The sequence below is a fragment of the Actinomadura meyerae genome, assembly GCF_900188445.1.
Lineage (GTDB): Bacteria > Actinomycetota > Actinomycetes > Streptosporangiales > Streptosporangiaceae > Spirillospora > Spirillospora meyerae.
Window position 1 is genome coordinate 113,313 of record NZ_FZOR01000007.1, and the last position, 14,589, is coordinate 127,901.

13 protein-coding genes are annotated in these 14,589 nt (G+C 71.7%); 5 read left to right on the forward strand and 8 right to left on the reverse strand.

The window, feature by feature from the left end; genetic code table 11:
• The first annotated feature begins 21 nt into the window (after positions 1-21).
• The 3 genes from CHF16_RS10175 (at position 22) to CHF16_RS10185 (ending at position 5,382) form a co-directional block, all read left to right on the forward strand.
• Positions 22-1,275: an MFS transporter gene (locus CHF16_RS10175; protein WP_218826615.1), complete on the forward strand. Its 1,254-nt coding sequence runs from the start codon at positions 22-24 to the stop codon at positions 1,273-1,275.
• Positions 1,259-2,266, forward strand: coding sequence for a LacI family DNA-binding transcriptional regulator (locus CHF16_RS10180; protein ID WP_089325696.1), 1,008 nt, complete (start codon positions 1,259-1,261; stop codon positions 2,264-2,266). The genes CHF16_RS10175 and CHF16_RS10180 overlap by 17 nt, the downstream gene beginning before the upstream one ends.
• A 113-nt stretch (positions 2,267-2,379) precedes the next feature.
• Positions 2,380-5,382 carry a glycoside hydrolase family 3 protein gene (locus CHF16_RS10185; protein WP_245868333.1) on the forward strand — a complete coding sequence of 1,001 codons (3,003 nt, stop codon included), beginning with the start codon at positions 2,380-2,382 and terminating at the stop codon, positions 5,380-5,382.
• A gap of 56 nt (positions 5,383-5,438) precedes the next feature.
• Here CHF16_RS10185 and CHF16_RS10190 read toward each other — a convergent pair whose 3' ends face one another.
• Complete coding sequence (locus CHF16_RS10190; protein WP_089325697.1) at positions 5,439-5,909, reverse strand: nuclear transport factor 2 family protein; 471 nt, start codon at positions 5,907-5,909, stop codon at positions 5,439-5,441.
• Between the two features lie 316 nt (positions 5,910-6,225).
• On the opposite strand from CHF16_RS10190, the gene CHF16_RS10195 reads away from it, so the two are divergent.
• Both CHF16_RS10195 and CHF16_RS39375 read left to right on the forward strand, forming a co-directional pair.
• The gene (locus CHF16_RS10195; protein ID WP_089325698.1) at positions 6,226-6,627 is read left to right on the forward strand and encodes an SSI family serine proteinase inhibitor; all 402 of its coding nucleotides are present in this window, start codon (positions 6,226-6,228) and stop codon (positions 6,625-6,627) included.
• A gap of 74 nt (positions 6,628-6,701) precedes the next feature.
• Complete coding sequence (locus tag CHF16_RS39375; RefSeq protein ID WP_143227935.1) at positions 6,702-7,025, forward strand: hypothetical protein; 324 nt, start codon at positions 6,702-6,704, stop codon at positions 7,023-7,025.
• A gap of 46 nt (positions 7,026-7,071) precedes the next feature.
• Here the strand turns inward: CHF16_RS39375 and CHF16_RS10205 are convergent, their stop codons facing one another.
• From CHF16_RS10205 to CHF16_RS10235, 7 genes are all read right to left on the reverse strand, one after another.
• Complete coding sequence (locus tag CHF16_RS10205) at positions 7,072-7,554, reverse strand: nucleoside deaminase (RefSeq protein WP_218826616.1); 483 nt, start codon at positions 7,552-7,554, stop codon at positions 7,072-7,074.
• Positions 7,555-7,568: 14 nt separating this feature from the next.
• Positions 7,569-8,579, reverse strand: coding sequence for a LacI family DNA-binding transcriptional regulator (locus tag CHF16_RS10210; RefSeq protein ID WP_089325700.1), 1,011 nt, complete (start codon positions 8,577-8,579; stop codon positions 7,569-7,571).
• A gap of 37 nt (positions 8,580-8,616) precedes the next feature.
• Complete coding sequence (locus CHF16_RS10215; protein WP_089325701.1) at positions 8,617-10,041, reverse strand: GH1 family beta-glucosidase; 1,425 nt, start codon at positions 10,039-10,041, stop codon at positions 8,617-8,619.
• Positions 10,038-10,934, reverse strand: coding sequence for a carbohydrate ABC transporter permease (locus CHF16_RS10220; RefSeq protein WP_089325702.1), 897 nt, complete (start codon positions 10,932-10,934; stop codon positions 10,038-10,040). The genes CHF16_RS10215 and CHF16_RS10220 overlap by 4 nt, the downstream gene beginning before the upstream one ends.
• On the reverse strand, positions 10,931-11,923 hold the full coding sequence (locus CHF16_RS10225; protein ID WP_089325703.1) for a carbohydrate ABC transporter permease: 993 nt from the start codon (positions 11,921-11,923) through the stop codon (positions 10,931-10,933). Before CHF16_RS10225 ends, CHF16_RS10220 begins: the two co-directional genes overlap by 4 nt.
• Positions 11,924-12,043: 120 nt before the next feature.
• Positions 12,044-13,339 (reverse strand): ABC transporter substrate-binding protein, encoded by a 1,296-nt coding sequence (locus tag CHF16_RS10230; protein WP_245868334.1) that lies wholly within the window; start codon positions 13,337-13,339, stop codon positions 12,044-12,046.
• Positions 13,340-13,538: 199 nt separating this feature from the next.
• Positions 13,539-14,585 (reverse strand): LacI family DNA-binding transcriptional regulator, encoded by a 1,047-nt coding sequence (locus CHF16_RS10235; protein ID WP_089325705.1) that lies wholly within the window; start codon positions 14,583-14,585, stop codon positions 13,539-13,541.
• Between the last annotated feature and the right edge of the window lie 4 nt (positions 14,586-14,589).

The following is a 14,589-nucleotide window of genomic DNA, read 5'->3' on the forward strand; positions in this document are numbered from 1 at the left end:
CACCCCGTGACGGGAGGGCCGGTGAGCGGAGCACCGGCCGCGGGAGGGACCGGACGGGCCGGTACGGCCGTCCTGGCGCTCGCCCTCGCCGCGTTCTGCTTCGGCACGACCGAGAACCTCCCGATCGGGCTGCTCCCGCTCATCGCCGACGACCTGGACGTCTCCCCGTCCGCCGTCGGGCTGCTCGTCACCGGCTACGGGATCGTGGTCGCGGTCGTCTCCGTCCCGCTCGTGCGGATGACGGTCCGGATGGGCCGCCGCCCGCTGCTGACCGGCGTGATGGCCGTGTTCATCGTGATGAGCTTCGCGGCCGCGGCGGCGCCCGGCTACGGCACGCTGTTCGGCACCCGGCTGGTGACCGCGCTCGGGCAGGCGGTGTTCTGGCCGGTCGCCGTGGTCGCCGCCGCCGGGCTGATGCCGCCGGAGGCGCGGGGCCGGGCGGGCGCCTACGTGTTCGCGGGCGGGTCGCTGGCGATCGTCCTCGGCGTCCCCGCCGGGACGTGGCTCGGCCGGGCCGCCGGGTGGCGCGTGTCGTTCGCGGCCCTCGGGGTGCTGTGCCTGGTGTCGCTCGCCGCGCTCGCCGTGCTGCTGCCGGGCGGGCGGGCGTCCGGCCGCGACCCCGTCCCGGCGTCCGATCCGGACGCCCGGCGCTTCCGGCTGCTGGTCGTCATGATCATGCTGCTCGTCGGCGGGTTCTTCACCGCCTTCACCTACATCACCGAGTTCCTGACGGACGTGAGCGGCTTCTCCGGCGCCGCCATCAGCCCGCTCCTCCTGGTGAACGGCGTCGCCGACATCGCGGGGGTGGTCATCGCGGGGATCGTGGTGGACCGCGGCCCGCGCGCGCTGGCCGCCGGATCCGCCGCGGTGCTGGTGATCGCCCTGCTCGGCCTGTTCGCGCTCGGTACGGCGGCGGTCCCCGCGGTGGCCATGCTCGTCCTGCTGGGCGTCGGGATCCCCGGAGCCGTCACGGCGTTCCAGGCCCGCGTGATGGAGTCGGCGCCGGGCGACACCGACATCGCCTCGGCGTGGACGTCCGCCGCGTTCAACGTCGGGATCGCCGGCGGCGCCCTGCTCGGCGGCGCGCTGCTGCCGCTCGCCGGGGTGCGCGCGACGCCGCTCGCGGGCGCCGCGGTGGCGGCCGCCGCGCTCGCGGTGATCCTGCTCGACCGGCCGCCGCGCGCACGCGGTCCGGCCGTGCCCGGCACGGCTAGCATCATTCGCACCCTGCACCCCTCCGAGGACGACGGGACGGTCCGTGGTCAAGATCACTGATGTGGCGCGGCACGCGGGCGTGTCGCCGAGCACGGTCTCCTACGTGCTGAGCGGGAAGCGCTCGATCTCCGAGGAGACCCGGCGGCGCGTCCGGGAGAGCATCCGCGAGCTCGGCTACCGGCCGCACGCGGGCGCCCGCGCGCTCGCCAGCAGCCGCTCCAACGTGCTGGCGCTGATGATCCCGCTGCGCTCCGGCATCGCGGTGCCGGTCGTCATGCGGTTCGCGGTGTCGGTGGTGACGGCGGCGCGGCGGCACGACCACGACGTCCTGCTGCTCACCCAGGAGGAGGGCGAGGACGGCCTGCGCCGCGTCGCCGACAGCGCGCTCGTCGACGCGCTGATCGTCATGGACGTGCAGATGAAGGACCCGCGGCTGCCGCTGCTGCGCTCCCTGGACCGGCCGAGCGTGCTCATCGGCTTCCCCGCCGACGCCGAGGACCTGACCTGCATCGACCTCGACTTCCACGCCGCCGGCGCGGTCTGCGTCGAGCACCTGGCCGAACTCGGGCACCGCGAGATCGCGCTGATCGGGTCGCCCCCCGAGGTGTACGAGCGGCAGACCGGCTACGCCCAGCGGGTCGCGGACGGGTTCGCCGCCGCGGTCCGCGAGCACGGCCTGACCGGTGAGGTCCATCCCTGCGAGGCGACCGCGGACGCCGCCCGCGAGCTGGTCGCGCGGCTGCTCGCCGAGCGTCCCGGGCTGACCGGCGTCCTCGTGCACAACGAGCCGGTCGTCGGCCCGGTGGTGCGGGCGCTGCGCGCGGCGGGCAGGCGCGTCCCCGAGGACGTGTCCGTCGTCGCGATGGCGCCGGACGAGATGGCCGAGCACGCCGAGCCGCCGCTGTCGTCCGTCGCGATCCCCGCCGAGGAGGTCGGCGGGCGCGCCGTCGAGCTGCTGATGGCCAAGCTCGACGGGGCGCCCGTCCCGGCCGCGACCCTGCTCCCGCCCACCCTGACCCGGCGCGCCAGCAGCGCGCCCGCCGCTCGCTGACCCGACTCGCCGACCCGACTCGCCGACCCGAGGGAAGGAGGACCGGGGCCGCTCGCGGCCCGTTATCGAAGCGCTTCGATACGTCAATCGGGGGACGTCCAGAAGGAGAATCGGTGAACAGACCCCATCGAAACCCCCGTCCCGCCGGCCGGCGCAGCAGGTCGCTGGCCCTCGCCCTCGCCGCCGTGCTGGCGGCTCCCGTCGCGTGGACGGCGCCCGCCGCCGCCCGCGAGGCGGCCTACCCGTTCCGCGACCCCGCCCTCCCGGTGGACGCCCGGGTGGACGACCTGCTCGGCCGGCTCACCCTCGACGAGAAGGTCTCCCTGCTGCACCAGTACCAGCCCGCGATCCCGCGACTCGGCATCGGCCGGTTCAAGACCGGCACCGAGGCGCTGCACGGCGTCGCCTGGTCGACCGACGTCCACAACGCCGGCGCCGTCGTGACCGCCAAGGGCACGGTGTTCCCGCAGTCGGTCGGGCTCGGCGCCACCTGGGACCCGGCGCTGCTGAAGCGCATCGGCTCGGCCGTCGGCGACGAGGCCCGCGGCTACAACAGCGAGAACCCCGACGTGTGGGGCCTTCAACTGTGGGCGCCCGTCGTCAACCTGCTCCGCGACCCGCGCTGGGGCCGCAACGAGGAGGGCTACTCCGAGGACCCGCTGCTCACGGGCCTGCTCGCCACCGCCTACGGGCGCGGCATGCAGGGCGACGACCCGGACCGCCTCAAGGCCGCGCCCGTGCTCAAGCACTACATGGCCAACAACAACGAGATCCGTCGCGACCAGACGTCGTCCAGCCTGCGGCCCCGGGTGCTGAAGGAGTACGACGAGGTCCCGTTCAAGATCCCGCTCAGCCGGGACGCCGCGACCGGCATCATGACGTCGTACAACCTGGTCAACGGCCGTCCCGCGACGGTCACCCCGGACGCCGGCGGCCTCGTCCGGTCCTGGAGCGACCGGACGCTGTTCAACGTGACCGACGCCGGCGGGCCGAACAACCTCGTCAACTCGCAGAAGTACTTCCCCGACCTCGCCACGGCGGACGCGGCGGTCGTCAAGGCGGGCGTGGACAGCTTCACCACCGACGACACCAACTCCTCCATCACGGTCAAGGCGATCAAGGACGCGCTGGCGCGCGGGCTCCTCGCCGAGGCCGACGTCGACCGCGCGGTGGGGCACATCCTCAGCGTCCGGGTGCGGCTCGGCGAGTTCGACCCGGGCGGCGGCCCCTACGGCAAGATCACCAAGGACGTGGTGGACAGCCCCGCGCACCGCGCCCTCGCCCGCGAGGCCGCGGCCGAGCAGATGGTCCTGCTGAAGAACCAGGGCAAGACACTGCCCCTGCCGTCCGGAAAGTCCTCCGGGAAGGTCGCGGTCGTCGGGCCGCTCTCCGACACCCTCTACACCGACTGGTACTCCGGGTCCCTGCCGTACCGGGTCACGCCGCTGGACGGCATCAAGAAGCGCGCCTCGGCCGTCACCTCCAGTGAGGGCGTCGACCGGATCGCGCTGAAGGACGTGAAGACCGGCAAGTACGTCGCGGGCGGGACGGGCTCCGGCGCCGTCCTCAAGACCGGCCCGGCGTCGGCGTCCGACCCGGCGGCGCAGTTCGACGTGTTCGACTGGGGCCAGGGCGTGGTGACCCTGCGCAGCGCCGCCAACGGCAAGACCGTGGGCCGCTACAACTGGGGCGACACGTTCGCCAACGACCAGGCCCAGCCGAACGACTGGTTCGTCCAGCAGATGTTCAAGCTGGAGAAGCAGGACGACGGCGACTACCTGCTCCGCTACGCGGGCTACGAGAAGGCGTACGACTGGGCCGAACCGGCCAAGACGTACGTGAAAGCGCAGGACGACGGCACCCTCGTCCTCACCACAAAGGACGACGCCGGACGCTTCGCCAAGGACGTCGTCAGCAGCGGCGTCGACGCGGCCGTGAAGGCGGCGTCCGCCGCGGACACCGCGGTCGTCGTGGTCGGCAGCATGCCGTTCATCAACGGCCGCGAGGACCACGACCGCACCACGATGGCGCTCGCCGAAGGCCAGTCGGAGCTGATCAAGGCCGTCCGCAAGGCCAACCCGAACACGGTCGTCGTGGTGGAGAACAGCTACCCGACGACCCTCACCTGGGAGCAGGAGAACGTCCCGGCGATCCTGTGGACGAGCCACGCGGGCGCCGAGACCGGGAACGCCCTGGCGTCCATCCTGTTCGGCGACGAGAGCCCGTCCGGGAAGCTGCCGCAGACGTGGTACCGCTCAGAGAAGCAACTGCCCGACATCCTCGAATACGACATCATCAAGTCGGACCGCACCTACCAGTACTTCAAGGGCAAGCCGCTCTACCCGTTCGGCTACGGCCTCTCCTACACCGCGTTCCGGTACGGCAAGCCGAGACTGAGCAGCCATTCCGTGGGACGCGACGGAACGGTCACGGTCGCCGTTCCGGTCACCAACATCGGCCGGAAGGCCGGTGACGAGGTCGTCCAGCTCTACACCCACCAGCGGACGTCGCGGGTGAAGCAGCCGGTGAAGACCCTCCGCGCGTTCGACAAGGTGCACGTGGAGCCCGGCAGAACGGCCACCGCGACCCTCCGGCTGGACGCCTCCGACCTCGCGATCTGGGACGTCACCCGGAACAGGTGGACGGTCGAGAAGTCGAAGCACGACCTGCTCATCGGCTCCTCGTCCGCCGACATCCGGCAGCGCGCGGCGCTCAACGTGCGCGGCGAGACGATCCCCGACCGCGACCTGTCCAAGCCCACCCGCGCCGCCGACTTCGACGACCAGAACGGCATCGAGCTGGTCGACGAGACGAAGGAGAAGGGCGACGCGGTGGCCGGGGCGGCGAACTCCTGGCTGAAGTTCGCCGGCGCCGACCTCGGCAAGGCGACCCGCACGATCACCGCACGGGTGGCGGGCACGTCGGCCGCCACGATCCAGGTCCGGCTGGACCGCCCGGACGGCCCGCTCGCCGGAACGCTGGACGTCCCGCCCACCGGTGACGAGTACGCCTACAAGGAGGTCAGCGCGACACTCGCGAACGCCCGCGGCGACCGCGACGTCTACCTGGTCTTCACCGGCGAGACCCGGCTGAGCTCCTTCTCCCTCACCCGATGAACGCCTTCACCCGATGAACGCCCGGCCCGCCCCGGCAAACCCGGGGCGGGCCGGGGTCACGCCTTCCGGGCGGGACGGACCTCGTCCGGCAGGAGTTCCGGCCTCCGGAGGTGATGCGTCACGTTGCCCGCCAGCTCCAGCGTGATGTGGCGTTCGGCGAAGTGCCACCGCCCCTCACGGCGCTCGAAGGTGTCGCTGTAGGTACCGCAGGCGATGGGCTGCAGAGTGAGACCCGGCACGGCCTGCAGGACGGTGTAGTACGCCTTCGAGGTGGCGGTGCCCGCGTCCTCGTCCACCTCGATCGCGAGGTTCGTGGTGACGTGCTTGGTGCGGAGGGTGCCGTCCTCGTGCACGATCACCGTGTTCTCGAACATGCGGGCTATCGCCTCGCCGCCGCGCAGGGTCCCGCCGCTGCCGGTGAAGGCCGCGTCGGCGAACAGGTCGCGGATGCCCGCGAAGTCGGCGTTGTCCACGCACTCGGCGTAGCGGTAGATCAGGTTGGCGATGTCCTGGTGAGCGCACGGCATGGTCCATCATCCGCGCGCCGCGCGCCCCGCCCGGCGCCGGCTCCCGATGAGCGGGACGGCCTCGACCCCGCGCGGCGTCCCGGTGACCGCACGGCCGGATACCACAGGGCCCGGTCAATTCGCATTCAAAGTGCATTGCACAAATGGGCAGAGTTGATTTAAGTATTGACCGGTGGCCAGGTTGGGACTTGGACCGCCCTTGTTCGGGGCGGTTTGTGGCAATTAATGTCTGGATGCGGCGGGGACGTCACCGCAATCCGGTGTCCCGGCCGGCCCTGTGCCGCAGATCGCGGCGGGCGAATCCAGGGAGGAAGACATGCACATGTCGCATGCCCGGAACCGGTGGGCGGCCGTGCTCGCGGGAATGGCGGTCGCCATGACGGCCGCACCCGCGCAGGCGGCCGGGCCCGCCGGACCGCTCGGCTCCTACGTGCTCGCGCTGCGGCACGACGCGGGCCCCGGAATCGAGCGGTACCTGTACTGCGACCCCGACGGCGGGACGCTCATCGACGCGTCCCGGGCCTGTGACCAGCTCAGATCCGCCCACGGCAGGATCGAGCGCATCCCCGCGCGGCCCGGGGCCTGCACGTTCCAGTACGCGCCGGTGCGCGTGACCGCCCACGGCACCTGGAACGGCCGCCCCCGGTACTTCGAGCGGACGTACCCGAACCGCTGCGTCGCCGTGCGCGACACCGGCGGGATCCTTTTCGCCGGATAACCCCACGGACCGCGGGCCGCCGGAATGGGGAAGCGGGGTGCTGTCCGGCGGCCCGCATGACAACGGAGACGCGGATGCTCGCATTCACTGGGCCGGATGTACTGGTCACCTACCAGCGGACCGGCGGATTCGCCGGAATCCAGGAAAAGGTGACCGTGAACAATTCGGGTACGGCCCTCGTCAATGGCAGGAATCTCGCACTGGACGACGGGGAGATGAGCGGCCTGCGGGACGCGCTGCGGCGGATCGTCACCACCGATTCCTCCGCGGCGGGCTGCCAGGTGGCCGACCACTTCACCTACACCCTCACCTACAAGGGCCACCGGGCGACGCGGTGCTGGCTGCCGTCCGACTGGCGCGAAGCCGTCGAACGGCTGGACGCACTGGCCCGGCGCTGACCGGACACGCAAGGCGACCGGAAGCGAGAGTGACCGGACGCCGCCCTCAGCCGGCGGCGCGGGTGTGCAGCTCGCGCATGACCGCCTCGAGGGCGGCGACCGGGCCGTCCACCGGCAGGCCCGGCACGACCTCCCGGACCGGGATCGCCGCGACCGGCGAGGGAGGCACGCCCAGCTCGGCGCGCAGCGCGCCGAGCTGGGCGGACGACATCGCGTACACGATCCGGCCGAGGCCCACCCAGCCGTGCGCGGCCGAGCACATCGGGCAGTGCTCCCCGGAGGTGTAGACGGTGGCCGCCGCGCGGTCCTCCGGCGCCATGTTCGCCGCCGCCCAGCGGGCGATCTCGAACTCGGGGTGCCGGGTGTGGTCGCCGCCCGCGACCCGGTTGCGGTCCTCGAACAGGACCTCCCCGGAGGCGGACACCAGCACCGACCCGAACGGCTCGTCGCCGTCGTCCAGCGCCTCGGCGGCCAGTTCCACGCAGCGGTTCAGATGGCGCATCTCCTCGGCGCCCGGTTCGTAGCCCATCGGCCGATCCTAGATCATGCCGATTCGCGAAGGACCAGGTGAGGCTGCAGGATGACCACCGGCTCGTCGACGGCCTCGCCGCGGATCCGCGACACCAGCAGCCGCGCCATCTCCACGCCCATCTCCTCCAGCGACTGGTGGACGGTGCTGAGCGGCGGGTCGGCGATCGCCGCGGCGGAGGAGTCGTCGAACCCGATCACCGCGACGTCGTCGGGGATGCGCCGCCCGCGCCGGTGCAGGATGCGCAGCGCGCCGAACGCCATCGGGTCGCTCGCCGCGAACACCGCGTCCAGCTCCGGCTCGCGGGCCAGCAGCCGCTCGGCGGCGGCGATGGCGCTGGCCTCCCCGAAGTCGCCGTACTCGACGTACTCGGGCAGGCCCGCGTCGCCGAGGGCCTCCCGGTAGCCGGCCAGCCGGTCGATGCCCACCCCCATGTCCTGCGGGCCGGCGATCGTCGCGATGCGCCGCCGGCCGCCCGCGATCAGGTGGCCGACGGCCTCGCGGGCGCCGCTGCGGTTGTCGACGTCGACGTAGCTGACCGGCGACAGGCCGGGCGGGCAGCCGCCGAGGACGGTCGGCACGCCGTTGGCCTCCAGCTTGGCGGGCAGCGGGTCCTCGGCGTGCAGGGAGGTGAGGAGCACCCCGTCCACGTGCTGGGTGGTGAGGTACTCCTCCAGCCGGCCGTACTCGGCGGGGGAGCGGGCGAGGGCGAGCAGCAGCTGCAGCCCGGTGTCGCCGAGCCCGTTGCTGATCCCGCGGATGATCCCGGCGAAGTACGGCTCGCCGAACAGCCGCTGGTCCGACTCGGCGACGACGAGCGCCACCGTGTCGGTGCGGCGGGTGACGAGCGTGCGGGCCGCGCGGTTCGGCACGTAGCCGAGCTCGTCGATCGCCCGCAGCACCGCCTCGCGGGCCTGCGGGCTCACCCGCGGCGACCCGTTGACCACGCGGGACACCGTGCCGCGGCCCACCCCGGCGCGCGCCGCCACCTCTTCCAATGTCGGACGCGTGCTCCTGCCCGCCATCCCGCCCCCTTCGTTCCTTACCGTCCGCCGGCCCCGGTCAGGCCCGTCCGGGCAGCCCGCCCCGCCGGATCACGTCGGCGTACCAGCGCGCGCTGTCCTTGGGCACGCGGCGCTGCGTGGCGTAGTCGACGTGCACCAGCCCGAAACGCTTCGAATAGCCCCAAGCCCATTCGAAATTATCCAGCAACGACCAGGTGAAGTAGCCGTGCAGCGGCACGCCCTCGGAGATCGCGTCGTGGCAGGCGCGCAGGTGCGCGTCGATGTAGGCGATGCGGCCCGCGTCCTGGACCGTGCCATCGCCGTCGGGGGTCTCGTCGTAGCCCGCGCCGTTCTCGGTGATGTAGAGCGGGAGGGACGGGTACTCGCGGTACAGCCGGGTCAGCACCTCGTACAGGCCGCGCTCGTCGATCTCCCAGCCCATCCCGGTGACGGGGCGCCCCGCCGGGACGAACCGGACGTGGTCGCTGCCCACCCAGGGGGAGTACGTCGAGAACGGCGACGACGCGGTCTGCGTCGCCTCGCCGGGCGTGCCGGCGACGGTGTGCCGCGAGTAGTAGTTGATGCCGAGCTGGTCGATCGGCCGGCTGATGACGGCGAGGTCGGCGTCCGGCGGCGCGAACCCGTACCGCTCGGTGTCGGCGAGGACGTCCTCGGGGTAGCGGCCGAGCAGCAGCGGGTCGAGGAACAGCCGGTTCTGCAGGCCGTCGATGCGGCGCGCCGCGTCCACGTCCTCGGGGGCGTCCGTCGCCGGGGACACCGCGTACAGGTTGACGGCGGCGCCGAACCTGTTGCCGGGGGTCTCCGCGCGCATCGCGTCCACCGCGAGGCCGTGGCCGAGCAGCAGGTGGTGGGCCGCCAGCAGCGACGCGGAGGGGTCGCGCCGGCCGGGCGCGTGCTCCCCGGAGGCGTAGCCGAGGAACGCCGCGCACCACGGCTCGTTCACCGTCGTCCAGTGGTGGACGCGGTCGCCGAGCGCGGCGTGCACGTGCGCGGCGTACTCGGCGAACCGGTGCGCGGTCTCCCGCTCGGGCCAGCCGCCCTTGTCCTCCAGCGGCTGCGGGAGGTCCCAGTGGTAGAGCGTCGGCCACGGCTCGATGCCGGCCTCCAGCAGCGCGTCGACGAGCCGCCGGTAGAAGTCGAGCCCCTCGGAGTTGAAGCTCCCGGCCCCGGTCGGCTGCACCCGGGGCCAGGAGATCGAGAACCGGTACGCGGTGAGGCCGAGGCTCGACATGAGCGCGACGTCCTCGCGGAACCGGTGGTAGTGGTCGACGGCGACGTCGCCGTTCTCGCCGTTGAGCACCTTGCCCGGAGTGCGGCAGAAGGTGTCCCAGATGGACGGCCCGCGCCCGCCCTCCCCGGCGGCCCCCTCGATCTGGTAGGCGGCGGTGGCGGCCCCCCAGCGGAACCCGGTAGGGAACGGAGCGGCGGGAGCCGCGCTGGTGTCGTCCTGTAGGGAGGTCACGCCTTCACAGCACCTTCCATGATTCCGCCGATGATCTGGCGGCCGAAAATGATGAACACGATGAGGAGCGGCAGGATGGCCACGCTGGTCCCGGCGAACATGAGCGTGTAGTCCTTGAAGTACGCGTTCGCGAGGTTGTTGATGGACAGCTGCACGGTCGGGTTGTCGGGCTGCAGCACCGCGAGGGGCCACATGAACTCGTTCCAGGTCTGCATGAACGTGAACAGGCCGAGGACGCCCGCGGCGGGGCGCAGCGCGGGCAGCACGACGCGCCAGTAGATGCCGAACGTGGTGCACCCGTCGACGCGGGCCGCCTCGATCAGCTCGTCCGGGACGGCCTGGTCGGCGTACTGCCGCATCATGAACACGCCGAACCCGGTGACCAGGAACGGGACGATGACCGCCTGGAGGTGGCCCTGCCAGCCCAGCTTCACCATGATCATGTAGAGCGGGATGATGCCCATCTGGACCGGGATCATCATGGTCGCGATGATCGTCAGCAGCAGCGCGTTCTTGCCGCGGAAGCGCAGCTTGGCGAAGGCGAACCCGGCCAGCGAGGCGAAGAACACCGTGGAGACCGTCACCGCGGCGGAGGCGATGGCGGAGTTCAGCAGGCCCTTGGCGAAGTACGCCTCCGGGTTGTCGAACAGCCGGCCGACGTTGTCGCCGCCGTGCGCGCCCGGCAGCAGCGGGGGCGGGACGTCGGCGACCACGCTGTTGGTGCGGGTCGCGACGATGATCATCCAGTAGATCGGGAAGATCGACAGCGCCAGCGCGACGATCAGCGTGAGGTAGGTCAGCGGGCTGGCGTTCCACAGGCCGCGGAAGCGTCCGCCGCGGGCGGCGGCGTGCCGGCCGCTCGGCCGGCCGGGCCCTGCGAGGAGCGTGGTCACTTGCCTCCCCCTCCCGTGCGCCGCACGGCCAGGAAGTTGATCAGGGAGAACACGATGATCATCACGAACAGCGCCCAGGCGACGGTCGCGCCGTAGCCGTACCGGTCATGGCCGAACGCGTTGTCGTACATGTACATCGTGATCGTCTGGAACTGGTGCATCGCCCCGCCGTCCATCTTGTTCGGGGTGCCGACGCTGAACAGCACGGGCTCGGTGAACAGCTGGAGCCCGCCGATGGTCGAGATGATCACTGTGAAGATGATCGTGGGCCGCAGCATCGGGACGGTGATCTGCCAGAACTGCCGGATCCGGGAGGCGCCGTCGATGGCGGCGGCCTCGTACAGGTCCTTCGGGATCGCCTGCATGGCGGCGAGGTAGATCAGCGCGTTGTAGCCGGTCCAGCGCCAGTCGACCATCATCGCGATGGCGATCCAGGACCAGCCGCGGCTGCTCGACCAGTGGATCGGGTCGACGCCGAACAGCCCGATCACCCAGTTGACCATGCCCCAGTCGGTGTCGAACATCTGGGTGAACACGATCGCCACGGCCGCGGTCGAGGTGACCAGCGGCGCGACCATGCCGATCCGGAACAGGGTCGGCAGCCGCATCCGCCGGTTCAGCGCGTTGGCGACCAGCAGCGCGAGCAGCAGCTGCGGCACGGTGGAGACGACGAAGATGCCGAGGGTGTTGACCGTCGCGTGCCAGAAGTCGGCGTCGGTCAGCAGGTAGTCGTAGTTGTCGAGTCCGACGAACTCGCGGGTGCCCGACGCCAGCTCCCAGTCGTGCAGGGAGACCCACAGGGTGTAGACGAGCGGGAACGCGCCGAAGATCAGGAAGACGATGTAGAACGGCGAGATGAAGGCATAGGGCGCGCCCTTCACATCGAGCCGGGCCAGGCGGGACCGCCAGGTGCGGGCGGGCCGCGGGCGGGCCTTCGCCTGCGGGGGCGGCGGGGGGCCGTTCCGGCTGGGGCGCAGATCGGTGGTCATCGTCGTGCGCCTCCTTTCCGAGGACGGGACGGTGCGGGGAGAGCGGAGATGGGAACGGCGGCGGCGCCGGCGGGGAGGTATCGGCGCGGCGCCGCCGCCGTGGTCACGGGTCGCCGGGGGTTACCGGGCGGCCTTCTTGGCCTCCTCCACCGACTTCGTCCACGCGTCGGCCGGCTTCTGCCTGCCCTGGCCCACGGAGATCAGCACGTTCTCGACCGCGGCCCGCACGTCCTCGTTCTTCGGCCCGAGGTGGACCGGCTTCACGGCCGCCGCCAGCTCACCGAAGATCTGGCCGACCGGGGCGTCGCCGAAGTAGGCGCTCTTCGCGCCCGCGACCGCCGGGTCCTGCGCGGCCTGCGGCGAGGACGGGAAGACGTTCGCGGCCTTGTAGGCGGCCACCTGGCCCTCGGGGGAGGTCAGGAACTTGGCCAGCTCGGCGGCGGCCTTCGCGTGCTTGCTCTGCTTGGGCACGGCGAGCCACGAGCCGCCCCAGTAGCCGGCGCCGCCCGGGGTCTTGGCGACGTCCCACTTGCCCTTGCCGAAGTCGCCGGAGAACTCCTCGATGCCGCCGAGCATCCAGGACGGGCACGGCAGCGCGGCGAAGGTGTCCCGCTTGAGGGCGGTCTGCCACGGCGGGGTGAAGATCGACATGTCCGCGGTGAGCTTGGCCTCCGCGAACTTCAGCGAGGTGTCGAACGCCTGCTTGACGGCCGGGTTGCTGTCGTAGACGAGGTTGTCGCTCTTGTCGAAGAAGCTGTAGCCGGGCCCGTTGCCGGCGTTCTGCAGGACGGTGGCGCGGAACACGGCGGTCGGCCCGTCCAGCCACTTGGTTCCGGGCACCTTCTCCTGGAACTTCTTGCCGGTCTCCAGGAACTGGTCCCAGGTGGTCCAGAGCTCGCCGACCTTGTCGCGCTCGGTGGGCAGGCCCGCCTTCTTGAACAGGTCCTTGCGGTAGCACATGGCCAGCGGGCCGATGTCGGTGCCGAGGCCGACGAGCTGCTTGCCGTCCGCGGTGACGCCCATCTGCCACTTCCACGGCAGGAAGTTCTTCTCCAGCTCCTTGCCGCCGTGGTCGAAGAGGTTGACGAACTTCGCCTTCTGCTGCATGTAGAGCGGGAGGATGCCTTCCTCCAGCATGACGACGTCGCCCGCGCCGCTGCCGGTGGCCATCCACTGCTGGATCCGCGGCTTGTACTCGTCCAGCGTGGAGACCTTGCGCTGCTTGATCTTGACGTTGGGGTGGGACTGCTCGTACTGCTTGTAGAGCGCGTCGTACCCCGGCTCACCGAAGACGTCGACGGTCAGCTCGACCGGACCGCTGTCGGAGCCTCCGTCGTCGTTGTCGTCGCCGCCGCACGCGACGGCGAGGCCGCCGACGAGCACCGCCGCCATCGCCGTACTCAGTCCGCGCCGCATGATGGCCCTCATGGCGGACCCCTCTCAGGTTGTGTCTTGCAGTGGTGTGGGAGCGCTCCCACGAAGGAAAGACCGTGACGGGGCTCACTGTCAATGCGCCGAAACATAACCGTTACAACAACCTGCCCGCCGGGACAGGGCGGTCAGGCCCCGCCCGACGGCCGGTCAGCGACCGGTCAGCCCGTCCCGACCAGGCGGGTCACCCCTCCTGGACGGGCGTGAGCCGCGCCGCCGCCGGAGCCGGCGCCGTGGAGCGCCGGACGACCAGCTCCGGCCGGTACAGCAGTTCCGTGCGGGGCGCGCGCTCGCCGCGGATCTCGTCCAGGACGGTGCTCACCGCGGCCATCGACATGTCCCGCACGGCCTGCCGGACGGTCGTCAGCGGCGGGTCGAGGTAGGCGGTCAGGAGCGAGTCGTCCATGCCGGTGACCGAGACGTCCTCCGGCACCTGGAGCCCGCGCGCCCGCGCCGCCCGGATCGCGCCGAGCGCCATGATGTCGTTGCCGCCGCAGATCGCCGTGCAGCCCGCGTCCAGAAGCGTGGACGCCGCGGCCTGCCCGCCCTCCACCGTGTACATGGTGTTGACGATCAGCTCGTCCACCTCGGCGGGCGAGAGGTCGGTGTGCGCGGCCATCGCGCGCCGGAACCCCTCGGTCTTGCGCCGCGTCGGCACGTACACGTCCTGGCCGATCGCGAGCCCGATCCGGCGGTGGCCCATCGCGGCCAGGTGCGCGACGATCGCCTCCAGCGACGCCACGTCGTCGTTGGAGATGAACGGCGCGTCGATGTCGGGCCGGTACCCGTTGACCAGCACGATCGGCAGCGCCTGCTCCAGCAGCCGCGCGTACCGGGCGCGGTCGGAGTTGGCGTTGGCGTGCAGGCCGTTGACGAAGATGATCCCGGCGACGCCGCGCTCCAGCAGCATCTCGATGTAGTCGTCCTCGGCGACGCCGCCCGGCGCCTGCGAGCACAGCACCGCCATGTACCCGTGCCGGGCGAGCGCGCTCTCGATGACCTCGGCGAACGCCGGGAAGATCGGGTTGGTCAGCTCGGGGATGATCAGCCCGATCAGCCCGGCCCGCCGCTGGCGCAGCTTGGCCGGGCGCTCGTAGCCGAGCACGTCCAGCGCGGTCAGCACCGCCTGGCGCGTGGTCGGGGACACGCCCGGCTTGCCGTTGAGCACGCGGCTCACCGTCGCCTCGCTCACCCCGGCGTGCGCCGCGATGTCCGCCAGGCGTGTCGTCATGGGT

Coding starts and splice junctions, on each gene's coding strand:
- CHF16_RS10190 (WP_089325697.1), bottom strand. CDS start 5,909: ATGCCGTGCGCTCACCAGGACATCGCCAACCTGATCTACCGCTACGCC.
- CHF16_RS10195 (WP_089325698.1), top strand. CDS start 6,226: ATGCACATGTCGCATGCCCGGAACCGGTGGGCGGCCGTGCTCGCGGGA.
- CHF16_RS39375 (WP_143227935.1), top strand. CDS start 6,702: ATGCTCGCATTCACTGGGCCGGATGTACTGGTCACCTACCAGCGGACC.
- CHF16_RS10205 (WP_218826616.1), bottom strand. CDS start 7,554: ATGGGCTACGAACCGGGCGCCGAGGAGATGCGCCATCTGAACCGCTGC.
- CHF16_RS10210 (WP_089325700.1), bottom strand. CDS start 8,579: ATGGCGGGCAGGAGCACGCGTCCGACATTGGAAGAGGTGGCGGCGCGC.
- CHF16_RS10225 (WP_089325703.1), bottom strand. CDS start 11,923: ATGACCACCGATCTGCGCCCCAGCCGGAACGGCCCCCCGCCGCCCCCG.
- CHF16_RS10230 (WP_245868334.1), bottom strand. CDS start 13,339: ATGCGGCGCGGACTGAGTACGGCGATGGCGGCGGTGCTCGTCGGCGGC.
- CHF16_RS10235 (WP_089325705.1), bottom strand. CDS start 14,585: ATGACGACACGCCTGGCGGACATCGCGGCGCACGCCGGGGTGAGCGAG.